Below are 23,118 nucleotides of genomic sequence, written 5' to 3' on the forward strand. Positions count from 1 at the left end.
TCAGAAGAACACCGACCGCCGCCGCACCAGCAACTTGGCCCCTCTCCCGGCCGCCCTCACATGGCTCGGCCCTGGCGGGCCTCCCCAGCTTCGGCCGACTCCGCCGGACTCCGTCCGTCGGACCACGCGGCCGCGCCCACATCACGCCGCCCGCAGGGGCAAGCCTCAGAAGAACACCGACCGCCGCTGCACCAGCAACTTGTAGAGCGTGTGCTGGATCGTTTCTCGTACCTGGTCCGTCAGGTTGAACATCAGCATCGGGTCGTCCGCCGCCTCCGGCGGATGCCCGTCGGTGGGGATGGGCTCGCCGAACTGGATCGTCCACTTCGTCGGCAGCGGCACCGCGCCCAGCGGCCCCAGCAGCGGGAAGGTCGGCGTGACCGGGAAGTACGGCAGGCCGAGCAGCCGGGCCAGCGTCTTCGCGTTCCCCACCATCGGGTAGATCTCCTCCGCGCCCACGATCGAGCACGGCACGATCGGCGCCCCCGCGCGCAGCGCGGTCGAGACGAAGCCGCCCCGCCCGAAGCGCTGCAGCTTGTACCGCTCCGAGAACGGCTTGCCGATCCCCTTGAAGCCCTCCGGCATCACCCCGACCACCTCGCCGCGCTCCAGCAGCAGCTGGGCGTCCTCGGAGCAGGCGAGGGTGTGACCCGCCTTGCGCGCCAGCTCGTTGACGACCGGCAGCACGAAGACGAGGTCGGCCGCGAGCAGCCGAAGATGGCGCTTGGCCGGGTGGTTGTCGTGCACCGCGACCTGGAGCATCAGCCCGTCCAGCGGCAGCACCCCGGAGTGGTTGGCGACGACGAGCGCACCGCCGCTGTCGGGGATGTTCTCGATCCCCTTCACCTCGACCCGGAAGTACTTCTCGTACAGCGGGCGGAGCAGGGACATCAGGACCTGCTCGGTCAGATCGTGGTCGTAGCCGAAGTCGTCGACCTCGTAGTCCCCGGTGATCCGGCGGCGCAGAAAGCTCAGCCCGTGGGCGAGTTTGCGCTCCCAGTCGCCGCTGCCCGGGGCCTGCTTGGGCGGGTCGGGCGGCAGGGGCGGCACGGCCGCGGCCGCCGTCTGGGGGCGCTGTTCGAGCGCCTCGTCGCGCTGCTGCGGTACGGGCTTGAGCGAGCCCTGGGAGCGACCGCCGCGCCCCAGCCGAGGGACCTTCCTCCGGGAAGACCGGGGCTCCTCACCGAACGGAATGACCTTGGCGTCCGCCATGGTGGTTGCGCTCCTCACGTCTGGGCGCCGGCGGGCAGCAGCGCGGCGAGCCGATCGATGGTACGGGCGAGGGTCTCGGGCGGGAGCAGCCCGGGACCACGGCTGTGCGCGTAGTCCGCGAGGGCACCGGCGGTGGTGTGCTCGGGTTCGAATCCCAGGGTCTCGCGCATCTGGTTGGTGGCCACCACCCGGCCGTGGGTGAGCAGCCGGATCTGCTCGGGCGAGAAGTCGGTGATGCCGAGGGACCGCAGCGCGGTGCGGGCCCATCGCAGGGTGGGCAGCAGCAGCGGCATGGTGGGGCGGCCGAGTCGCCGGGCGGCCTGGGAGAGCAGCAGCACCCCGTCTCCGGCGATGTTGAACGTGCCGCTGTTGAGCGTGGACCGGCGCGGCTCGGAGGCCCCGATCCGCAGCACCTCGATGGCGTCCTTCTCATGGACGAACTGCAGCCGCGGGTCATAGCCGATGACGGTGGGCAGCACGGGCAGCGCGAAGTACTCGGCGAGCGGTGAGTCCGCGCAGGGCCCCAGGATGTTGGCGAAGCGCAGCACGCACACCGCGACATCGGGGCGGCGCCGGGCGAAACCGCGGACATATCCCTCGACCTCGACGGTGTCCTTGGCGAAGCCGCCGCTCGGCAGGGATTTGGGCGGGGTGGTCTCGCTGAAGACGGCGGGGTCGCGGGGCGCGGAGCCGTACACATTGGTGCTGGACTTCACCACCAGCCGCTGCACCGACGGGGCCTTCTGGCAGGCGCCGAGCAGCTGCATGGTGCCGATGACATTGGTCTCCTTGATCGAGGCGCGATTGCCGCGCGCCCCCAGCGGAGTCCCGTTGATATCCATGTGGACGACCGTGTGGACGCCGTATTCGGCGAGCAGTTTCCCGATCGTGGGATGACGGATATCGGCTCGGACGAAGTCGGCGCCGCCGAGGTGGTGTTCGGGCGGGACGGCGTCCACGCCGATCACCCGCTCCACATCGGGTTCGCGCTGTATGCGCCGGACGAAACGGCCTCCCAGCCGGCGAGCGACCCCGGTGACGAGCACGACCTTTCCCAAGATCAGCGCCTTCCTTCCCACCCTCGTCCGAGCTGGGCTGTGCCGAACACCGTAACCGCTCGATGTTGCGCTGTGATGACCACTCGCCGCGCGCTGCGCGTTTTAAGCCGGGGCCGGCGGGGCCGCAGTGGCGCAGATCCGTGCCACACACGCACCGCAGCCCTTCCACCGGTGGTGGAAGGGCTGCGGGACGAACACAGCGTCGCTTGCTTACTTCTTGTTACGACGCTGGACGCGCGTGCGCTTGAGCAGCTTGCGGTGCTTCTTCTTCGCCATCCGCTTGCGCCGCTTCTTGATAACAGAGCCCACGACTACCCTCGCTCACTTCGATTCACTCGGTGCGGGGCGTCCGAGCCCACACGACCTACATCGGGCCAGCCTACCCGCCGCCGAGCGAACCACGTAATCCGAGGGTCCTCCCCGGGCCCGGAAAGCGCCTAGGCGGACTCCACCCCCACATACGATTCGCGGAGGTATTCATGAACCGCTTGCTCTGGGACCCGGAAAGACCTGCCCACCCGGATCGCCGGCAGATGACCGCTGTGCACCAAGCGGTACACGGTCATCTTGGACACTCGCATCACCGAGGCGACTTCCGCCACGGTCAGAAACTGAACCTCGTTCAGAGGCCGTTCGCCAGCAGCCATGACACAACACCTGAACCTTCCGCACATGTCGGGCACCGGCTTCCCCTCCGGTGACTCCTTGTCGCATGCGCGCTCCACCCCAGGTTAGGGGCGGGTGATGCAAGTGGGGAAGAGGAGTAGCGATCGGACGCCTACTGTGACAGACACGCTCGATTGAGTACATAGCGAGTAAGCGGCCGGTAGTAACCGGACCGCACAGCGTCATCAAGCGGAACGGCGACGGACACCCGTCCCTCGGCCTCACCGACGAACAGCGCGGGGTCGTCCGTATCCCCGAGACCAATGGCCTCAAAGCCCAGCTGACCTGCACCGCAGACCCATCCGTGGTCCCCGATGACCAGCCCCGGCAGCGGGCCGCCGGACTCCGCGGCAGAGCCCAGCGCGACCCGAACCGGGAGCGGCGAATGGCTGTGGGCGCCCGGCTCACTCAGGGTCGGGCGAGCGCCGGGCGCCTGCACCATCGCAATACCTCGTACGTAGGCGAGCCGGTGGGTACGTACGCCGAACCGCGTCGTTATGTCGATACATCTACCGTGCGCGGGAGTGAGGACACGGCAGCCCGCCGCCGAGAGCGCCGACGCCAACGCGGCGTAGAACCCGAGGAGACGGTGGGGATGGCCGGTGCCGAGGAGCACGGGGAGCCGGTCCCGGGCGGCGACGCGCAGCCGGTCCGCGAAGGCGTGCAGCGCGGCGATCGTCAGCTCTGGATCGATCACATCCGGCCCCGAAACATTGGCCGGGTCGACCGAAACCCCACATTTGGCGCCCATCAGGCTGAGCAATTCCGTAAAGGACCAGTCGTATTCGGGCTCCAGACCGAGCAGCACCCGGGGGTCCCGGGCGGCGAAGAGCCGATAGCGGCGGAGGCTCTCCTCCCGGCTCGTCGCCACGGGTCCGGCGAGCCGCGCCGCCAGCAGATGCGCGCGCAGCGCGGCGGTACTCAACACGTCACCGATGCTGACGGACGCACCCCGCCGGCCGCCCGGTTATGCCGGCAGACCCCACGGTTGGCGTAATGCCCGTTTGGTCAGCCCCTCGTCCGCGCGTTCCCGCTGGGCGTGCGGAGGCTTTTCGCGGGGCGTTTCACGGAATCGGCCCGCGGTGCTCACGGAAGCAGCCCGCGGTGCTCACGGAAGCGGCCCGCGATGCTCACGGAAGCAGCCCGTGGTGCGGGAAGACCGACCGGCGCGTCGCCAGGATCGCCTGGTCCAGCCGGTCCGCGGGGTCGTACCCGGACTCGGCGAACTCCCGCCAGCTCGGCTCCCGCCCGTCCGTCATCCGCCGCGGCGCGTCCATCCGGGTCCGCCGGTACACCTCCTGCCGCCACTCCTCCGGCACCGCCGTGGTGGCCTCGACCGGCCGTCCCGCCGCGATCGCGACCAGATGCGTCCAGGACCGCGGCACCACGTCCACCACCGCATAGCCGCCGCCCCCGAGCGCGACCCAGCGCCCGTCCGCATGCTCATGCGCCAGCCGGTGACAGCTCTCGGCGACCGCCCGCTGTGCGTCGACCGTCACCGCCAAGTGTGCGAGGGGGTCCTCGACATGGGTGTCCGCCCCATGCTGGGTCACCAGCGCCTGCGGACGGAACGCCGCCAGCAGCTCCGGCACCACCGCGTGAAAGGCCCGCAGCCATCCCTCGTCCGAGGTCCCGGCCGGCAGCGCCACATTGACCGCCGAGCCCTCGGCGCCGTCCCCGCCCGCCTCCTCCGGCCAGCCGGTCTGCGGGAACAGGGTCCGGGGGTGCTCGTGCAGCGAGATCGTCAGCACCCGCGGATCGTCCCAGAACGCCGCCTGGACCCCGTCCCCGTGATGGACGTCCACATCCACATACGCGACCCGCTCCGCACCCAGCTCCAGGAGCCGCGCGACCGCCAGCGCCGCGTCGTTGTAGATGCAGAACCCGGACGCGCCCCGGGGCATCGCATGGTGCAGCCCGCCCGCGAAGTTCACCGCGTGCAGCGCCTCCCCCCGCCAGACGTCCTCGGCCGCGCCGACCGACTGCCCCGCGATCAGCGCGGACGCCTCGTGCATCCCCGCGAAAGCCGGATCGTCGATCGTCCCCAGGCCGTACGAACCGTCCGCCGACTCCGGGGCGGCCGAGGCGCGCCGTACCGCCTCGATGTACTCCTGCCCGTGCACCAGGCGCAGCGTCGACTCCCCGGCCGGCTTGGCGGCCACCACGTGGACCGCCCGATCCAGCCCGTACGCCTGCACCAACCGCATGGTCAGTGCCAGCCGCACCGGGTCCATCGGGTGCCCGGCGCCGAAGTCGTATCCGGTTACTTCCTCATCCCACATCAACTGTGCGCGGCCGCTCATGCCCGTCACCGTATCCGGCTGGTACAGGGGTGAACGACCTCGCGTACCGGATCGTCACCAGCACGAGCGCCATCGGCACCAGCATCGCTGCCCGATAGTTCCACGCACCGCCCAGCGCGCCGACGAGCGGTGAGCCGATGAGGAAGCCCACGTAGTTGAAGATATTGAGGCGGGCGACGGCTGCGTCGGACGCCCCGGGGAAGAGCCGCCCCGCGGCGGCGAAGGTCTGCGGCACCAGTACGCACAGCCCCAGCCCCAGCAGCGTGAACCCGCCCATCCCCACCCATGGGCCGGGCGCCGCCGCGACCACCGCGAAACCGACGCCCGCGAGCAGCGCCCCGGCCCGGACCACGGCCACCGCGCCGAAGCGGCGCACCCCGAAGTCGCCGAAGGAGCGGCCGAGGAGCGTGGTGACCATATAGACGTTGTACGGGACCGTGGCCAGCTGCTCGGAGCTGTGCAGCACGTCCTCCAGATACTTGGCGCTCCAGTTGGAGACGGTGGAGTCCCCGATATAGGCGAAGGCCATGACGAGACAGAGCGGCAGCAGCGCCCGCATGCTCACGGCGGCGGCGTGGTCGTCGGCTCGGTGGTCGGCTTCGTGGCCCACGTGGTGGTCGGCTTCGTGGCTCATGTGGTGGTCGGCCTGGCGGTCCACGTACCAGCGGCTGGCGATCAGGGCGACGGGCACCAGGGTGGCCACCAGCGGCGCGTAGAGCGTGGGCAGCGGCAGGTCCCAGTGCGCGCCCACCCAGGCGAGCGAGGCCCCGGCGATCCCGCCCAGGCTGTACGCGCCGTGGAAGCCGAGCATGATGCTGCGGCCGTACGCACGCTGCAGGCTCACCCCGAGCATGTTCATCGACGCGTCGAGCGCCCCGACCGTCAGCCCGAACACCGCCAGGGCCGCCGCGAGCTGCCACACCGTCGTACCCGATCCGGCGGCCAGCAGGGCGACGGAGACGATGGGCTGCACCATGCGGAGGACGAGCCCCGGGCGCATCCGCTTGACGAGATGCTCGGTGCCGACGCTGCCCACACCGGCGAGGATCGGTACGGCGGCCAGGAAGAGGGGCAACAGCCCGTCGGATATCCCGTACCGATCCTGCAGCGCGGGTATGCGCGTCACCAGCAGAGCGAAGATCGCGCCCTGGACGAAGAAACTGATGGCCAATGAGGCCCGGCCCTGCCGAAGCCGGCGGCTCGGACGCGAATCCGTCATGGGCGTGGAGCGTACGGCCCCGGACTACTTGTGGGTAGAGGTGAGCAACCCTCGCAGTTCGGCCATGTGGACGAAACGGTCCCGGGCCGCGGCGAGCTTGGCGGCGGGTGTCATGGCCGTGTAGCCGTACACATCCATCCCGGCGGCCACGGCGGCCTGGACCCCGAGCGGGCTGTCCTCGACGACGGCACAGCGCTCGGGCGCCACCCCCATCCGCTCGGCCGCGTGCAGAAACAGATCCGGGGCGGGCTTGCCCCGGCCCACGTCCTCGGAGCTGAAGATGCGGTCCTCACCGAAGAGGTCGTACAGCCCGGTCGTACGGAGGGCGACGCGGATGCGCTCATGGCTGCCGGAGGAGGCGACGCAGTACGGCACCCCGTCGGCCCGCAGCTTCTCCAGCACCTCGGACACCCCGGCCACCGGCTGCAGCTCCTGGCGGAAGGCGTCGAAGACCCGGGCGTGGAAGGTGGTGTCGAAGTCCGGCGGCAGCCGTCGGCCCGAGCGCTCGAAGACCAGCTCATGGATGCGATGCATGGCGGAGCCCATGTAGTCGCGTATGGAGTCCTCGTAGCTGGTGGGGTGGCCCAACTCGGTGAGGTAGGCGGCGAGATGCCGATTGGAGATGGGCTCGCTGTCGACGAGCACTCCATCGTTGTCGAAGATCACCAGGTCATAGCGCATGCGGCCAGCCTACAAACTGAAATGAGAAAAGCCCGGTTGAGAGCCGAAGCTCTCAACCGGGCTTTTCTTAAAAATTGTTCGGCGGTGTCCTACTCTCCCACAGGGTCCCCCCTGCAGTACCATCGGCGCTGAAAGGCTTAGCTTCCGGGTTCGAAATGTAACCGGGCGTTTCCCTAACGCTATGACCACCGAAACACTATGAAGTTGAACCGGAACCACACCCCAAAGAAACAACAAAGGGGGGTTCAATACGGTTCGTTGCTTCAGAACCAACACAGTGGACGCGAGCACCTGAGGACAAGCCCTCGGCCTATTAGTACCAGTCAACTCCACCGGTTACCCGGCTTCCATATCTGGCCTATCAACCCAGTCGTCTACTGGGAGCCTTAACCCATCAAGTGGGTGGGAGTCCTCATCTCGAAGCAGGCTTCCCGCTTAGATGCTTTCAGCGGTTATCCCTCCCGAACGTAGCCAACCAGCCATGCTCTTGGCAGAACAACTGGCACACCAGAGGTTCGTCCGTCCCGGTCCTCTCGTACTAGGGACAGCCCTTCTCAAGACTCCTACGCGCACAGCGGATAGGGACCGAACTGTCTCACGACGTTCTAAACCCAGCTCGCGTACCGCTTTAATGGGCGAACAGCCCAACCCTTGGGACCGACTCCAGCCCCAGGATGCGACGAGCCGACATCGAGGTGCCAAACCATCCCGTCGATATGGACTCTTGGGGAAGATCAGCCTGTTATCCCCGGGGTACCTTTTATCCGTTGAGCGACGGCGCTTCCACAAGCCACCGCCGGATCACTAGTCCCGACTTTCGTCCCTGCTCGACCCGTCGGTCTCACAGTCAAGCTCCCTTGTGCACTTACACTCAACACCTGATTGCCAACCAGGCTGAGGGAACCTTTGGGCGCCTCCGTTACTCTTTAGGAGGCAACCGCCCCAGTTAAACTACCCACCAGACACTGTCCCTGATCCGGATCACGGACCCAGGTTAGACATCCAGCACGACCAGAGTGGTATTTCAACAATGACTCCCCCTGAACTGGCGTCCAGGGTTCACAGTCTCCCACCTATCCTACACAAGCCGAACCGAACACCAATATCAAGCTATAGTAAAGGTCCCGGGGTCTTTCCGTCCTGCTGCGCGAAACGAGCATCTTTACTCGTAGTGCAATTTCACCGGGCCTATGGTTGAGACAGTCGAGAAGTCGTTACGCCATTCGTGCAGGTCGGAACTTACCCGACAAGGAATTTCGCTACCTTAGGATGGTTATAGTTACCACCGCCGTTTACTGGCGCTTAAGTTCTCAGCTTCGCCACACCGAAATGTGACTAACCGGTCCCCTTAACGTTCCAGCACCGGGCAGGCGTCAGTCCGTATACATCGCCTTACGGCTTCGCACGGACCTGTGTTTTTAGTAAACAGTCGCTTCTCGCTGGTCTCTGCGGCCACCACCGGCTCACACCGCAAGGGTGATCACCAGCAATGGCCCCCTTCTCCCGAAGTTACGGGGGCATTTTGCCGAGTTCCTTAACCATAGTTCACCCGAACGCCTCGGTATTCTCTACCTGACCACCTGAGTCGGTTTAGGGTACGGGCCGCCATGAAACTCGCTAGAGGCTTTTCTCGACAGCATAGGATCATCCACTTCACCACAATCGGCTCGGCATCAGGTCTCACCCACATGAGGGACGGATTTACCTACCCCTCGAGCTACACCCTTACCCCGGGACAACCACCGCCCGGGCTGGACTACCTTCCTGCGTCACCCCATCACTCACCTACTACAGGTCTGGTCCGTCGGCTCCACCACTCCCCTTTGCCCGAAGGCTCCGGGGCGGCTTCACGGACTTAGCATCGCCTGGTTCGACGTTGGCGCTTCAAAGCGGGTACCGGAATATCAACCGGTTGTCCATCGACTACGCCTGTCGGCCTCGCCTTAGGTCCCGACTTACCCTGGGCAGATCAGCTTGACCCAGGAACCCTTAGTCAATCGGCGCACACGTTTCCCACGTGTGTATCGCTACTCATGCCTGCATTCTCACTCGTGAACCATCCACAACTCGCTTACACGGCTGCTTCACCCGGCACACGACGCTCCCCTACCCATCACAGCGGTCGTTGGACCTCATGCTGCAATGACACGACTTCGGCGGTACGCTTGAGCCCCGCTACATTGTCGGCGCGGAATCACTTGACCAGTGAGCTATTACGCACTCTTTCAAGGATGGCTGCTTCTAAGCCAACCTCCTGGTTGTCTCTGCGACTCCACATCCTTTCCCACTTAGCGTACGCTTAGGGGCCTTAGTCGATGCTCTGGGCTGTTTCCCTCTCGACCATGGAGCTTATCCCCCACAGTCTCACTGCCGCGCTCTCACTTACCGGCATTCGGAGTTTGGCTAAGGTCAGTAACCCGGTAGGGCCCATCGCCTATCCAGTGCTCTACCTCCGGCAAGAAACACACGACGCTGCACCTAAATGCATTTCGGGGAGAACCAGCTATCACGGAGTTTGATTGGCCTTTCACCCCTAACCACAGGTCATCCCCCAGGTTTTCAACCCTGGTGGGTTCGGTCCTCCACGAAGTCTTACCTCCGCTTCAACCTGCCCATGGCTAGATCACTCCGCTTCGGGTCTTGAGCGCGCTACTAAAACGCCCTATTCGGACTCGCTTTCGCTACGGCTTCCCCACACGGGTTAACCTCGCAACACACCGCAAACTCGCAGGCTCATTCTTCAAAAGGCACGCAGTCACGAGACACCAGCAAGCTGATGTCCGACGCTCCCACGGCTTGTAGGCACACGGTTTCAGGTACTATTTCACTCCGCTCCCGCGGTACTTTTCACCATTCCCTCACGGTACTATCCGCTATCGGTCACCAGGGAATATTTAGGCTTAGCGGGTGGTCCCGCCAGATTCACACGGGATTTCTCGGGCCCCGTGCTACTTGGGAAATACTCAAGCAAGTTGCTGACATTTCGGCTACGGGGGTCTTACCCTCTACGCCGGGCCTTTCGCATGCCCTTCGCCTACATCAACAATTTCTGACTCACCGACCGGCCGGCAGACCGATCAAGAGCACTCCCACAACCCCGTATGCGCAACCCCTGCCGGGTATCACACACATACGGTTTAGCCTCATCCAGTTTCGCTCGCCACTACTCCCGGAATCACGGTTGTTTTCTCTTCCTGCGGGTACTGAGATGTTTCACTTCCCCGCGTTCCCTCCACATACCCTATGTGTTCAGGTATGGGTGACAGCCCATGACGACTGCCGGGTTTCCCCATTCGGACACCCCCGGATCAAAGCTCGGTTGACAGCTCCCCGGGGCCTATCGCGGCCTCCCACGTCCTTCATCGGTTCCTGGTGCCAAGGCATCCACCGTGCGCCCTTAAAAACTTGGCCACAGATGCTCGCGTCCACTGTGCAGTTCTCAAACAACGACCCGTACCCCGTCACCCACACCCATTGATGTGGTTCACCGGGACCGGTCGAAGGGACGAGCGTCATAGCCCGTGCCCTCAGACACCCAACAGCGTGCCCGGCATCATCTCTCTACTCGCTCTGTGTTCCACGCCGAAGCAGTACTGACAGAGAAGAGCATCCAGACGATGCCGAATAGTCAACGTTCCACCCATGAGCAAACCGTGCGAGACATGCGCTCGCAGTCGGCTATGCGCTCCTTAGAAAGGAGGTGATCCAGCCGCACCTTCCGGTACGGCTACCTTGTTACGACTTCGTCCCAATCGCCAGTCCCACCTTCGACGGCTCCCCCCACAAGGGTTGGGCCACCGGCTTCGGGTGTTACCGACTTTCGTGACGTGACGGGCGGTGTGTACAAGGCCCGGGAACGTATTCACCGCAGCAATGCTGATCTGCGATTACTAGCGACTCCGACTTCATGGGGTCGAGTTGCAGACCCCAATCCGAACTGAGACCGGCTTTTTGAGATTCGCTCCACCTCACGGCTTCGCAGCTCATTGTACCGGCCATTGTAGCACGTGTGCAGCCCAAGACATAAGGGGCATGATGACTTGACGTCGTCCCCACCTTCCTCCGAGTTGACCCCGGCAGTCTCCTGTGAGTCCCCATCACCCCGAAAGGCATGCTGGCAACACAGAACAAGGGTTGCGCTCGTTGCGGGACTTAACCCAACATCTCACGACACGAGCTGACGACAGCCATGCACCACCTGTACACCGACCACAAGGGGCACCCATCTCTGGATGTTTCCGGTGTATGTCAAGCCTTGGTAAGGTTCTTCGCGTTGCGTCGAATTAAGCCACATGCTCCGCCGCTTGTGCGGGCCCCCGTCAATTCCTTTGAGTTTTAGCCTTGCGGCCGTACTCCCCAGGCGGGGAACTTAATGCGTTAGCTGCGGCGCGGACGACGTGGAATGTCGCCCACACCTAGTTCCCAACGTTTACGGCGTGGACTACCAGGGTATCTAATCCTGTTCGCTCCCCACGCTTTCGCTCCTCAGCGTCAGTATCGGCCCAGAGATCCGCCTTCGCCACCGGTGTTCCTCCTGATATCTGCGCATTTCACCGCTACACCAGGAATTCCGATCTCCCCTACCGAACTCTAGCCTGCCCGTATCGAATGCAGACCCGGAGTTAAGCCCCGGGCTTTCACATCCGACGCGACAAGCCGCCTACGAGCTCTTTACGCCCAATAATTCCGGACAACGCTTGCGCCCTACGTATTACCGCGGCTGCTGGCACGTAGTTAGCCGGCGCTTCTTCTGCAGGTACCGTCACTCTCGCTTCTTCCCTGCTGAAAGAGGTTTACAACCCGAAGGCCGTCATCCCTCACGCGGCGTCGCTGCATCAGGCTTTCGCCCATTGTGCAATATTCCCCACTGCTGCCTCCCGTAGGAGTCTGGGCCGTGTCTCAGTCCCAGTGTGGCCGGTCGCCCTCTCAGGCCGGCTACCCGTCGTCGCCTTGGTAGGCCATCACCCCACCAACAAGCTGATAGGCCGCGGGCTCATCCTGCACCGCCGGAGCTTTCCACACGCATCCCATGCGGGAGCGTGTCATATCCGGTATTAGACCCCGTTTCCAGGGCTTGTCCCAGAGTGCAGGGCAGATTGCCCACGTGTTACTCACCCGTTCGCCACTAATCCCCGGCCGAAACCGGTTCATCGTTCGACTTGCATGTGTTAAGCACGCCGCCAGCGTTCGTCCTGAGCCAGGATCAAACTCTCCGTGAATGCTTCCGGGATATCCCGGTCACACAGTCACGAGAGCGGAGCAGACCGGAGGAATAATCCAGTCCGCTCACAGCGTCCTCGCTGTGTATTTTCCAAAGGAACCTCGTCCGAGATGGACGGGGTTATCAACATATCTGGCGTTGACTTTTGGCACGCTGTTGAGTTCTCAAGGAACGGACGCTTCCTTCGAAACCGTTTCACCGGTTTCTCCGGGCGCTTCCCTTCGGTGTTTCCAACCTTACCAGATCCGTTTTCCGTTCCGTTTCCGGTCCGAATTCCGTTTCCGGCCCCCTGCTGGAGCGGGGTCTTTCGCGCCTTCCGGCGTGATCACCACTTTAGCGGATTCCCCCGGATGCTCATAATCGAGCTTCCCGATCCGAATTCCGGCATGCCGAAATCCATCCCGTTGAGGGGCCGTGCAGAAGTGGTTTGCCGCCGGTGCGGCTCGAGTGGCTGCCGCGTTTCCCCGCAGGGCTCCGTGGCAACCCGGTGAACAGTACACGACGCCCCGAGGACCATCAAACTCATGGCCGGACACGCCGTCAGGGCGTACCGTCTAGGGCATGACGAGCGCATGTGTGCACCCACGGTGGTGGGCCGCCTGACGGCGGCCGCCTCTATCCACACATGCGCAACCACGGCCGCCGCTCCGGCGGCCGTTCGCGTATCTCCTCCCCCGCGAAGCCCGGCCGGCCGGGTCGGCGGTCCCGACACAGCGGGAGATGGCAGAGAGATGACGGAGACGAAGACGGCACGGCGTCGGATCTTCAGTGGGATCAAACCGAGTGGGCATCTGACCCTCGGCAACTACCTCGGGGCCGTACGCCGGTGGGTTCAGGAGGACCAGCACCGTGCCGACGCGCTGTTCTGCGTCGTCGATCTGCACGCGCTCACGGTGGAGCACGACCCGGCGCGGGTGCGGCGGCTCACCCGGCAGGCCGCCACGCTGCTGCTGGCCTCGGGGCTCGACCCCGAGCAGTGCACGCTGTTCGTCCAGAGCCAGGTGGATGAACACGCGCGGCTGTCCTATCTCATGGAGTGCACGGCCACCGACGGCGAGATGCGGCGGATGATCCAGTACAAGGAGAAGGCCGCGCGGGAACAGACGAGAGGGCGGAGCGTACGGCTGTCGCTGCTCACCTATCCGGCGCTGATGGCGGCCGACATCCTCGCCTATGGCACGCATGAGGTGCCCGTCGGCGAGGACCAGACGCAACATGTCGAGCTGGCCCGGGATCTGGCGCAGCGCTTCAACCAGCGGTACGGACCGGTCTTCACCGTGCCCCGGGCCACTCGGCCGCGGGTCTCGGCGCGGGTGATGGATCTGCAGGACCCCACCTCGAAGATGGGGAAGTCGCATGCGGAGACGGCGGGCATCGTCTATCTGCTCGATGAGCCGGACGTGGTGCGGAAGAAGATCATGCGGGCCGTCACGGACAGCGGGACCGAGGTGCGGTACGACCGGACGGAGCAGCCGGGGGTGGCCAATCTGCTGGATGTGCTGGCCTCGTGCACCGATGGAAAGCCGGAGGTGCTGGCCGAGGAGTTCAGCTCGTACGGAGCGCTGAAGGGTGCCACGGCGGAGGCGGTGCTGGAGGTGCTGCGGCCGCTTCAGGCCCGGCACGCGGAGCTGTGCGCCGACCCCTCTTATATGGACGGGGTGCTGCGGGCCGGGGCCGAGCGGGCGCGCGGGCTGGCCCGGCCCCGGGTGGACGGGGCGTACGCGGCGGTCGGACTGCTGCCGTCCGCCTGACCGAAGCGGCGGGGGCCCGGTCGGCTGAAGCGGCCCCCGGCACCTCGGCTCCCGCTCGGCCGAAGCGGCGGGGCGCCGGTCGCCTGATCAGAGGGCCGGGCGCCCGGCCGGTCGGTCGGCCGGTCGGTGTCAGCCGTTGCCGGAGGCGAGCTCGCGGCTGCGGTCGCGGGCCGCCTCCAGCGCGGCGATCAGCGCGGCGCGCACACCGTGGCTCTCGAGCTCGCGGATGGCGTTGATCGTGGTGCCCGCCGGGGAGGTCACGGCCTCCCGGAGCTTGACCGGGTGCTGATCGCTGTCGCGCAGCATCACCGCGGCGCCGATGGCCGCCTGGACGATCAGGTCATGGGCCTTGTCGCGGGGCAGGCCCAGCAGGATGCCCGCGTCGGTCATGGCCTCGACGAGGAAGTAGAAGTAGGCCGGGCCGGAGCCGGAGAGGGCGGTCGCGGCGTCCTGCTGGGACTCGGGGACGCGCATCGTCTTGCCGACGCCGCCGAAGATCGCCTCGGTGTGGGCGAGGTGCTCCTCGGTGGCGTGGCTGCCCGCCGAGATGACGGACATGGCCTCGTCGACCAGTGCCGGGGTGTTGGTCATCACGCGGACGACCGGGGTGCCGGCGGCCAGGCGCGCCTCGAAGAAGGAGGTGGGGATGCCGGCGGCGCCGGAGATCACCAGCCGGTCGGCGGGGACGTGGGGGGCGAGCTCATCGAGCAGGGCACCCATGTCCTGCGGCTTGACGGTGAGGATGAGGGTGTCGGCGGACTTGGCGGCCTCGGCGTTGGAGACGGCCTCGACGCCGTGGCGCGAGCGGAGCTCCTCGGCGCGCTCGGGGCGGCGGGCCGTGACCAGGAGGTCGGACGGCGACCAGCCACCTCGGATCATTCCGCTGAGAAGGGCTTCGCCAATCTTTCCCGTGCCGAGCACGGCGACCTTCTCCGTCATAGTGCGGCTCTCCTCATACCTGAGCGGGTCGTGCTGTGCTGCGTGTGTGTTCTCGGCCATCTTCCCACGGGTGGCCTATTCCGCACGGCTCTTATGAATTACTTATTCGTCGTTCGATGAATTAAAATTTTCGCGCCATCCGGCGTGACCAGGAGGCCGCTTTGCGCCCGCGCCTATGGGGGCGCCCGGAACCGAGCAGTCCCGTTCGATGACTCCGAGTTCACAAGTCGGTTACATATCGACTTGCAAATGGTCACGGTCTCATGGACACAATAGGGGTCGGTGTCTATACGTACGGGAAGGGGGCGATGGTGAGGAGCATTCGGCATACCGCTCACGCACTGGTAACGGCGGTAGCCGTGTTGCTTGCCCTCTTCATCGCGGCTGATTGCGCGTCCGCGCAGGTCATCCATCCCGAGACGAGCAGCGTCACCGCTTCAGCCGATCCGCGGCCGACCACGGAATCATGGGTCTCCGCGCACGGCGACCACGGAACGGAAGACTGCAAGGGGCTTCGCGGACGAGCCCCGCTGACCGCTCCCACACCGAGCGGCAAATACGGATGTGTGTGCGGTTGCGACACCGGTGTTCCGGTGCCGCGTACCGCCATCTCCACATCGGTCACCGGACGCCAAGCCGTTCCGGTGTCGAGATCGGGCGAACTGCCCGTCATCCTCCAGATCTTCCGCTGCTGAGAGCTACACCGCCGTAGCCCGGCGGTTCGTCTCGCACCATTTCCGCGCTTTTCACGCTTCTCGCAGCAAGCGATCTCAACCGCCAGCGACCGATTCCATCGATCCCACTGACGTAGCGCTATGCCGTGCCCCCGCCTGCCCATGAGCCGGTGACGGGGCGCACTGGAGGCAACCCTCATGCGAAACTCTCTCCTTGACCGTTTCCGTGGTGCCGGAGGCACCTCAGGCTCATCGGGCGCCGGAACATTCCGCGCCGACTTCACCGCTTCTCTCGTCGTCTTCCTCGTCGCCGTGCCCCTGTGCGTGGGGGTGGCGGTGGCCTCGGGTGTTCCGGCCGAGCTCGGCCTGATCACCGGCATCGTCGGCGGGCTGGTCACCGGTTTCCTGCCGGGCAGCAGCCTGCAGGTCTCCGGCCCCGCCGCCGGTCTGACCGTGCTGGTGTACGAGGCCGTGGAGCAATACGGCGTCGCCGCACTCGGCGTCCTCGTCCTGATCTCCGGACTGCTGCAGCTGGCCATGGGCGCGTTCGGCCTCGGCCGCTGGTTCCGGGCGATCTCCGTCGCCGTGGTGCAGGGCATGCTCGCGGGCATCGGCCTGGTGCTGATCGCCGGACAGCTGTACGCGCTCGCCGACGCCAAGGCGCCGACCAGCGGGCTCGACAAGATCTTCGGCATTCCGGAGCTCATCGGGGACGTGGCCGGTTCCGGCGACGCCCTGAAGGCGGTCGCCGTGGGCGTCAGCACCATCGCCGTCCTGGTGCTGTGGCCGCGTTTCCGCAAGGGCGCCAAGGTGCTGCCCGCGCCGCTGGCGGCCGTCGCGCTCGCCACGGCCTCGACCGTGATCTTCGACCTGCCGATCGCGCGGGTCGAGGTCAAGGGTCTGCTGGACGCCATCCAGCCGCCCGGCGGCAGTGAGTTCCAGGCGCTCGCCGAGGTGGGCGTCATCGGCACCGTGCTCGCCTTCACGCTGATCGCCTCGGCCGAGAGCCTGTTCAGCGCCGCGGCCGTGGACCGGCTGCACGACGGTCCGCGCACCAACTACGACAAGGAGCTCATGGCGCAGGGCGCGGGCAACGCGGTGTGCGGTGTCCTCGGCGCCCTGCCGATGACCGCGGTGATCGTGCGGAGCGCGGCCAATGTGCAGGCCGGCGCCAAGACGAAGGCGTCACGGGTGCTGCACGGTGTGTGGCTGCTGATCTTCGCGGTGCTCTTCCCGTCGGCCCTGGGCATCATCCCGGTGGCGACGCTCGCCGGTGTGCTGGTGTACTCGGGCTGGAAGCTGATCCCGACCAAGGACCTGGTGCCGCTGTGGCGGGCCCACCGCGGTGAGGCGATCATCCTGATCGTCACCGCCGGCGCGATCGTGATCACCAATATGTTCGAGGGCGTGATCATCGGTCTGCTGATGGCCGTGGCCAAGACGGCCTGGGAAACCTCGCATGTGCATGTCGAGGTCAGCGGGCGCGAGGACGGCGACGGTGCCGACGACAAGCCCCTGCACGTCCGGGTGCGCGGCAACGCGACCTTCCTGCGGCTGCCCAAGCTGCTGGACGAGCTGGAGGGGCTGCCCCGTGAGCGGGAGGTCGAGCTCGACCTGACCGGGCTGCGCCATGTGGACCACGCCTGTGAGATGGCGCTGGCCACCTGGACCGAGCGGCACAACGCGGTGGTCAAGCGGGACGCCGCCGTCGAGGAGCGGGTCCCGGCGTAACGGCCCGCTCGGGGGGCGCGCCCCCCTTCCGTCACCTGGCCCCCGGCGCCGCCCTCGCGGCTCCGGGGGCCGGCTGCGCTCCGGACGGGGGATCAGCCGCAGGGCACGGTGACGAAGCCGTCGCTGCCGGTCCGCACATACGCGTCGGACACATACTGGCCCGGGGCGATGCTGTCCCAGATGTCCGTGGTGCCATACGGTCCGGACACCTTCTCGCCGTGCCGCTGGCAGCGGATGGGGACCCGGGTGTTGTACGGCAGCACCTTGACGACTCTGTGGTTGGTGCCGGGCCCGCTGCGGACGTTCACCTGGTAGCCGGGCGCGGTCGGATAGGTGATCGCTCCGGCGGTGGTCTCCACGTCTGCGGCTTCGGTGGCGATTGCGGCGTGGGTGGCGTTTGCGGCGTCGCTGGTGGCGACGGTTTCGGCGGTCTCTTCAATGGCCATGACGGCCCCTCCCCCGTTGAACTTCTTTCCGAAGTTGTGCACATGTCGTGCGAAGTGACACGACATGCGGAGGCTAACAAGGCTCGCACGTGTCATCGACTAGGCTCGCCGAGTCGCGAATGCGGCCGAATTCACGGGGGTGGGGCATGCCGCCGGTGCACAGAGCCGGGACGGGCGCGGAAGCGGAGGATCCGGAATACGCCGGGCAGTACCGGCTCGAGGCACGCCTCGGAGCGGGTGGCATGGGCGTGGTCCATCTGGCCCGCTCACCCTCGGGACGGCGTCTCGCGGTGAAGGTCGTCCATGCCGAGTATGCCGAAGACCCCGAGTTCCGGGCGCGGTTCCGGCAGGAGGTGGCGGCCGCCCGGCGGGTCAGCGGCGCGTTCACGGCGCCCGTGGTGGACGCCGACCCGGAGGGGCCCAGGCCCTGGATGGCCACCCTCTACATCCCCGGCCCGACCATCGCCGAACACGTCAAGCGGAGCGGCCCGTTGCCGCCGGACGAGACGGTGCAACTGGCCGCGGGGCTCGCGGAGGCGCTGCGGGACATCCATCGGGTGGGCGTGGTGCACCGCGATCTCAAGCCGAGCAATGTGCTGCTCGCGGCGGACGGCCCGAAGGTCATCGACTTCGGCATCTCGCGGCCGTCCGACAGCGAACTGCGCACCGAGACGGGGCAGTTGATCGGCACTCCGCCGTTCATGGCGCCGGAGCAGTTCCAGCGGCCGCGTGCGGTGGGCCCGGCGGCGGATGTGTTCGCGCTGGGCTCGCTGCTGGTGCACGCGTCCACCGGGCGGGGGCCGTTCGAGTCCGAGAGCCCGTACATCGTGGCGTACCAGGTGGTGCACGACGAGGCGGATCTGGCGGGGGTGCCGGATGAGTTGCTGCCGCTGATCCAGCGGTGTCTGGCCAAGAACCCCGAGGACCGCCCCACGCCCGACGCCCTGATGACGGTCCTGCGCGCCGTCCGCGGCCCCCATCCGCCGACGCCGCGCGGCCCCGTCCCGCTGGTGCCGCAGCAGCGGACGCCGGAGCCGCACTCCCTGCCGGGTGGGCGTGGTGAGCAGGTCGGCGGTGCCGGTGAGCAGGTCGGCGGCGCCACGGATACGCATGTGAAGGCGGGCGCCGAGCCCGCGCCCCGGCCCGTGAAGGGCGTGCAGGGCGAGCCGGAGCGGGTGGGGGACGAGGCCGGGTCGGGGCTGGGCGGGCCCGAGTCGGTGACGAGCGGGCCGGCGGCGGGTGGGCCGGTGGCGGGCGGGCCGGTGGCGGGTGGGTCCGGGACGGATGGGTTCGTGGTGGGTGGGCCCGGGGCAGATGGGTCCGTGGCGGGCGAGTCCGTGGCCGTCCGGTCGGTGGCGCGGCGTCGGGGGATTCGGCGGTGGGCCCTGTCCGGGCTCGCGGCCCTCGTGCTGCTGGGCGCGGGCACGGTCGTCGCGCTGCGCCCGTTCGGCGGCGCGGACGCGTCCGGCGGGCAGCAGCCGCGGAACAGCGCGGCGACCGCGGAGGCGTGGCGCCCCTGGACCACGGGGCTCGATGTCGGAAAGGCGGCGGGCTCGGGGGTACGGCCCGCGTTCTGCTCGTACGGAGCGGGCGCGCTGTACTGCGCTCGGCGCGGTATCGAGGCCGCCCGGGTCGATCCGGACGACGGCCGGGTGGTCTGGTCGCGGCCGTCCGCGGCGGGGAGCCCGGGCGACGGCGAGGCGATCTCCGCTCCCGTGTTCTCCGGCGGTCTGGTGCAGACGGTGTCCTCGGACGGCGGGCGGCTGCGGGCGCTCGACCCCACGACCCACGACGTCCGCTGGAGCCGCGAGGTGTCCCGTTACGACGGCGGGGTCTACGCCTCGGGCGACACCGTGCTGCTGGCCGCGCCGGACGGCACGGTCACGGCGGTGAACGGCGGGACGAACAAGGAGCGTTGGAGCCATCGGCTGCCGGGCCACGCCCGGCCCGCCTTCTTCTCGTACGGCGACGGCCGCACGGCCTACGCCGTGACCACCGCGGACGATGGCGCGCACACGCGGGTCACGGCGGTGGACACGGTGCGCGGCGACACGCGCTGGCACGCCTCGCTCAGCGGCAACCTCACGCCGGCCGGGAGCGGGCCCGGCGGTGTGCTGCTGCTGACCGAGACGGACACCCGGACCCGTACCACCGCCGTCGTCCGCTACGACCCCGAGCGGCGTACGGCGCGGCGGGTCGCGCTGTCCGCGCCGGTCTCCGCGACCAGTGCCGTCAGCAGCGGCGACCGGGTGTATGTGCTGGGCGCGGACGGTGGGTTGGTGGCCGTCGACACCGGGCGCGAGGGCGGTGCGGCGCGGGCGGGCGCTCGGGTGCGGGCGGGGGCGGATGCGCGGCTGTGGCGTTTGGAGACCTCGGTGGCCAACGCGTCGCCGCTGGTGGCGGCGGACGGGCGGCTGTACTTCTCGGCGGCGGACGGGCGGTTGCTGGCCGTGGACGCGGAGCGGGGTGAGGTGATCGGCGAGACGCGCCGCTCGCGTGGGGGCGCGGCCGGTCGTGGGTTTCTGGATCTGATGCCTGCGCCGGTGGTGGCGGGGGGCAAGGTGTTCGCGACGGGCTCGGACGGGACGGTGTTCGCGGTGGATGGGCGGGATCCGGCTGGGTGGTGAGGGTTGTTCGGCGGGTCGCGTGGTGGAGCCGCGTGGCGATGCTTTCCCCTACCCGCCCCTTCCCGCTACCAGGGGCTCCGGCCCTGGACCCGGCTCCTCAAACGCCGGAGGGGCTGGATCACGTTGGCAGGGGCTCCGGCCCTGGACCCGGCTCCTACACGCCGGAGGGGCTGGAAGGTGCCCGGAAGGGCTGGAATGCGCTCCTCAAACGCCGGGGCGGCTGGATCACATTGCCAGGGCCCGCCCCTGGGCCCCGCCCCTCAAACACCCGGGGCTGGAATGTGCCCGGAGGGGCTGGGATCTGCTCGTAGGGCTGGTCTTTGCTCGTAGGGGCTGGATTACGTTGATCGGCGGATCGTGGGTCGTTGGGGGGAAGATCAGGAATGGCACTGCGCGCCGGGGACCCGGAGTCCATCGGAGGCTACGCACTCGAACGGCGGCTCGGCCGCGGTGGGATGGGCACCGTGTATCTGGCCCAGTCGCAGTCGGGGCGGCGGCTGGCGCTGAAGGTGGTGCATCAGCAGTTCGCCGACGACGATGAGTTCCGGGTGCGGTTCCGGCAGGAGGTCGCGGCCGCCCGGCGGGTCAGCGGTGCGTTCACCGCGGCCGTCGTGGACGCCGACCCCCACGCCGTCCTCCCGTGGATGGCCACCTCGTACGTCCCCGGCCGCACCCTCGCCGAGCGGGTCGCGGCGGACGGTCCGCTGCGCGGTGCCGAGCTGCGGCGGCTGGCGATCGGGCTGGTGGAGGCGTTGCGGGACATCCATCGGGCGGGCGTGGTGCACCGGGATCTGAAACCGGCCAACATCGTGCTGTCCGAAGAGGGCCCCCGCGTCATCGACTTCGGCATCTCCCGGGCGGCGGACCACCAGACCCTGACCATGACGGGCCGGGTCATGGGCACGCCCCCGTTCATGTCCCCGGAGCAGCTGCGCGATCCGCGGGAGGTCGGACCGGAGTCCGATGTGTTCTCGCTGGCCACGGTGGTGGTGTTCGCGGCGACCGGCCAGAGCCCGTTCGACGCGGACAGCCCGTATATGACCGCCTATCACGTGGTGCACAAGCCGCCGGAACTGGACGCGGTGACCGGGCCGTTGCGCGACGCGGTCGCGGACTGCCTCAGCAAGGAGCCATCCGCACGTCCCGGGCTTGACGAGCTGCTGGAGCGGCTGCGGGCGCTGCCCGACGAGGACGCCGACGAGGACGATACGGACGATCGCGGCACAGGTGCCGTCGGTTCCGAGGGCGCCGCCGTGCCCACGGAGGTCGGCCGCGCGCCCCGCCGCACCCGCCTCCCGCGCCGCCGCGCCCTGGTGGCCGCCGGAGCCGTCGCGGGCCTGGTCGCCGCGGTCGCGGGAGCGGTCGTCGTCCTCAAGGCCGGGCCCGGATCCGGCGACCGGCCGGACGCCCGCCCCGCCACCGGCTCATCGCGGAACGCCGCGCTCCCATCCGGATGGCGCCCCTGGCAGCGCACGCTCACCGAGCCCGGCGACGACGATGTCGTAACGCGCCTCGAAGGGACTCCGCAGACGGTCAACGGGCTGAGCGGCCGCCGCTGTCTCGCCTCGGGCGCCGAGCTGTACTGCGGCGGTTCCGGGGTCGCGCTCACCCGGCTGGACGCCCGGGGGCGCGTGATCTGGCACCGGCCGACGAAGCCGGACGCGCTGATCGGTGTGGTCGACGGCCTCGTCCTGGGCACCGTCGGGCTCTCGGACGGAACGGCCCGGCTGGAGGGCTACCGCACCGGCGACGGTGAGCGGGTCTGGAAGACCGATATCGGCGGCGCGGACCAGGGCGCGGTGTTCCGGCGGGGCCGCCACCCCGCCGTGCTCACCCAGAGCTGGGACGAGGAGACCTTCCAGGCCGTGGACGCGCGCACCGGCGCCACGCTCTGGTCGCGCCGGGTCGGCCGCGGGCTGACCTGCTCCCCCGATGTGGTGGCCGGACGCCCCCTCGCCGACTGCAGACCGATGGAGGACCGCGCCGACGCGGACACTCCGAGCCGGCTCTACGCCCTCTCCCCCACCACGGGGGCGCCCCGGCAGATCGGCACGCCGGATGCGGGCGTATCCCTGGCCGAGCGCTCGGGCCACCTCCTCTATCTGGAGCAGGGCGACCACGACCGCTTCGACTACACCGATCTGCTGTTCCTCTCCCCGGACGGCGGACCGGCGCGCCGGGTGAAGCTGCCCCACGGGCTCTCCGCCCAGCAGACCAGGCCCACCCTGGTGGGCGACACGCTCTACTTCGTCCGGCAGAACGGCGAGGTCACCGCCGTCACCACGGCCGGGAAGCGGCTGTGGAGCGAGCCGACGGAGGTGGAGTGGCTGGGCTCACCGGTGGTGTCCGGGCGCCGGAACGCCCTGTATCTGGCCACCGCCGCGGGCCGGGTGGTCGCGCTGGACCGCGGAGACGGCCGGGTGCTGTGGCGGGGCAAGGCGCGTACGGACCCCGGTGGCGTCCCCGCCGAGCTGACGCTCAGCGGTGACGCCCTCACCACGGTCTATGGATACGACACCGTGGAGGCGGCCGGGACCGACGTCAGCCGCGTCAGCCGAGGCGGCTGATGTCGCGGTCAGCCGTCAGCCGA

Annotated in this window: 15 protein-coding genes and 3 rRNA genes; 4 read left to right on the forward strand and 14 right to left on the reverse strand. The window is 67.9% G+C overall.

All coding sequences use genetic code 11. The features are described from left to right. Nucleotides 1–165: 165 nt before the first annotated feature. From J8403_RS19705 to J8403_RS19755, 11 genes are all read right to left on the reverse strand, one after another. The gene (locus tag J8403_RS19705) at nt 166–1,212 is read right to left on the reverse strand and encodes a lysophospholipid acyltransferase family protein (RefSeq protein ID WP_211124330.1); all 1,047 of its coding nucleotides are present in this window, start codon (nt 1,210–1,212) and stop codon (nt 166–168) included. Between the two features lie 14 nt (nt 1,213–1,226). After that, nucleotides 1,227–2,270: an NAD-dependent epimerase/dehydratase family protein gene (locus J8403_RS19710; protein WP_211124331.1), complete on the reverse strand. Its 1,044-nt coding sequence runs from the start codon at nt 2,268–2,270 to the stop codon at nt 1,227–1,229. A gap of 210 nt (nt 2,271–2,480) precedes the next feature. After that, entirely contained in the window at nt 2,481–2,579 is a 99-nt protein-coding gene (locus J8403_RS19715; RefSeq protein ID WP_003948845.1) for a 30S ribosomal protein bS22, read from the reverse strand. A gap of 128 nt (nt 2,580–2,707) precedes the next feature. Continuing rightward, nucleotides 2,708–2,917, reverse strand: coding sequence for a helix-turn-helix domain-containing protein (locus tag J8403_RS19720; RefSeq protein ID WP_014053989.1), 210 nt, complete (start codon nt 2,915–2,917; stop codon nt 2,708–2,710). A gap of 131 nt (nt 2,918–3,048) precedes the next feature. After that, a complete protein-coding gene (locus tag J8403_RS19725; RefSeq protein WP_211124332.1) occupies nt 3,049–3,864 on the reverse strand; it encodes a phosphatase in 816 nt (271 codons plus the stop codon). A 202-nt stretch (nt 3,865–4,066) separates the two neighbouring features. Next, nucleotides 4,067–5,239 (reverse strand): acetoin utilization protein AcuC, encoded by a 1,173-nt coding sequence (locus J8403_RS19730; protein WP_211124333.1) that lies wholly within the window; start codon nt 5,237–5,239, stop codon nt 4,067–4,069. Beyond that, the gene (locus tag J8403_RS19735; protein ID WP_211124334.1) at nt 5,208–6,458 is read right to left on the reverse strand and encodes an MFS transporter; all 1,251 of its coding nucleotides are present in this window, start codon (nt 6,456–6,458) and stop codon (nt 5,208–5,210) included. Before J8403_RS19735 ends, J8403_RS19730 begins: the two co-directional genes overlap by 32 nt. 24 nt (nt 6,459–6,482) lie before the next feature. After that, nucleotides 6,483–7,139, reverse strand: a complete 657-nt coding sequence (locus J8403_RS19740; protein WP_211124335.1) for an HAD family hydrolase — start codon at nt 7,137–7,139, stop codon at nt 6,483–6,485. Between the two features lie 76 nt (nt 7,140–7,215). Further along, a 5S ribosomal RNA gene (rrf, locus tag J8403_RS19745) occupies nt 7,216–7,332 on the reverse strand. 100 nt (nt 7,333–7,432) lie between these two features. Further along, nucleotides 7,433–10,550: ribosomal RNA gene (locus tag J8403_RS19750) — 23S ribosomal RNA — on the reverse strand. A 282-nt stretch (nt 10,551–10,832) separates the two neighbouring features. After that, nucleotides 10,833–12,358 (reverse strand): 16S ribosomal RNA (locus J8403_RS19755). Together the 16S, 23S and 5S rRNA genes form the textbook arrangement of a ribosomal RNA operon. Nucleotides 12,359–13,091: 733 nt before the next feature. On the opposite strand from J8403_RS19755, the gene trpS reads away from it, so the two are divergent. After that, a complete protein-coding gene (gene trpS / locus J8403_RS19760) occupies nt 13,092–14,111 on the forward strand; it encodes a tryptophan--tRNA ligase (protein ID WP_211124336.1) in 1,020 nt (339 codons plus the stop codon). A gap of 129 nt (nt 14,112–14,240) precedes the next feature. On the opposite strand, the gene proC is transcribed toward trpS, so the two are convergent. Beyond that, nucleotides 14,241–15,050 carry a pyrroline-5-carboxylate reductase gene (gene proC, locus J8403_RS19765; protein WP_211124337.1) on the reverse strand — a complete coding sequence of 270 codons (810 nt, stop codon included), beginning with the start codon at nt 15,048–15,050 and terminating at the stop codon, nt 14,241–14,243. A 334-nt stretch (nt 15,051–15,384) separates the two neighbouring features. Then, nucleotides 15,385–15,723 carry a hypothetical protein gene (locus J8403_RS19770; protein ID WP_211124338.1) on the reverse strand — a complete coding sequence of 113 codons (339 nt, stop codon included), beginning with the start codon at nt 15,721–15,723 and terminating at the stop codon, nt 15,385–15,387. A 199-nt stretch (nt 15,724–15,922) separates the two neighbouring features. Here J8403_RS19770 and J8403_RS19775 point away from each other — a divergent pair, with 199 nt between their 5' ends. Then, entirely contained in the window at nt 15,923–17,455 is a 1,533-nt protein-coding gene (locus tag J8403_RS19775; protein ID WP_211124339.1) for a SulP family inorganic anion transporter, read from the forward strand. A gap of 92 nt (nt 17,456–17,547) precedes the next feature. Here J8403_RS19775 and J8403_RS19780 read toward each other — a convergent pair whose 3' ends face one another. After that, nucleotides 17,548–17,901, reverse strand: a complete 354-nt coding sequence (locus tag J8403_RS19780; RefSeq protein WP_211124340.1) for an SH3 domain-containing protein — start codon at nt 17,899–17,901, stop codon at nt 17,548–17,550. A 146-nt stretch (nt 17,902–18,047) separates the two neighbouring features. Here J8403_RS19780 and J8403_RS19785 point away from each other — a divergent pair, with 146 nt between their 5' ends. Then, nucleotides 18,048–20,528, forward strand: coding sequence for a protein kinase domain-containing protein (locus J8403_RS19785; RefSeq protein ID WP_246585906.1), 2,481 nt, complete (start codon nt 18,048–18,050; stop codon nt 20,526–20,528). A 383-nt stretch (nt 20,529–20,911) separates the two neighbouring features. Continuing rightward, nucleotides 20,912–23,095 carry a protein kinase domain-containing protein gene (locus tag J8403_RS19790; RefSeq protein ID WP_211124342.1) on the forward strand — a complete coding sequence of 728 codons (2,184 nt, stop codon included), beginning with the start codon at nt 20,912–20,914 and terminating at the stop codon, nt 23,093–23,095. Nucleotides 23,096–23,118: the final 23 nt, after the last annotated feature.

The sequence above is a fragment of the Streptomyces yatensis genome (assembly GCF_018069625.1).
In the GTDB taxonomy this organism is placed as follows: Bacteria; Actinomycetota; Actinomycetes; order Streptomycetales; family Streptomycetaceae; genus Streptomyces; species Streptomyces yatensis.

Bases quoted from the DNA above. Each gene is read 5' to 3' on its own strand.
- J8403_RS19705 (WP_211124330.1), bottom strand. From the start codon at position 1,212: ATGGCGGACGCCAAGGTCATTCCGTTCGGTGAGGAGCCCCGGTCTTCC.
- J8403_RS19720 (WP_014053989.1), bottom strand. From the start codon at position 2,917: ATGGCTGCTGGCGAACGGCCTCTGAACGAGGTTCAGTTTCTGACCGTG.
- J8403_RS19730 (WP_211124333.1), bottom strand. From the start codon at position 5,239: ATGAGCGGCCGCGCACAGTTGATGTGGGATGAGGAAGTAACCGGATAC.
- J8403_RS19735 (WP_211124334.1), bottom strand. From the start codon at position 6,458: ATGACGGATTCGCGTCCGAGCCGCCGGCTTCGGCAGGGCCGGGCCTCA.
- J8403_RS19740 (WP_211124335.1), bottom strand. From the start codon at position 7,139: ATGCGCTATGACCTGGTGATCTTCGACAACGATGGAGTGCTCGTCGAC.
- trpS (WP_211124336.1), top strand. From the start codon at position 13,092: ATGACGGAGACGAAGACGGCACGGCGTCGGATCTTCAGTGGGATCAAA.
- proC (WP_211124337.1), bottom strand. From the start codon at position 15,050: ATGACGGAGAAGGTCGCCGTGCTCGGCACGGGAAAGATTGGCGAAGCC.
- J8403_RS19770 (WP_211124338.1), bottom strand. From the start codon at position 15,723: ATGACGGGCAGTTCGCCCGATCTCGACACCGGAACGGCTTGGCGTCCG.
- J8403_RS19775 (WP_211124339.1), top strand. From the start codon at position 15,923: ATGCGAAACTCTCTCCTTGACCGTTTCCGTGGTGCCGGAGGCACCTCA.
- J8403_RS19780 (WP_211124340.1), bottom strand. From the start codon at position 17,901: ATGGCCATTGAAGAGACCGCCGAAACCGTCGCCACCAGCGACGCCGCA.
- J8403_RS19785 (WP_246585906.1), top strand. From the start codon at position 18,048: ATGCCGCCGGTGCACAGAGCCGGGACGGGCGCGGAAGCGGAGGATCCG.
- J8403_RS19790 (WP_211124342.1), top strand. From the start codon at position 20,912: ATGGCACTGCGCGCCGGGGACCCGGAGTCCATCGGAGGCTACGCACTC.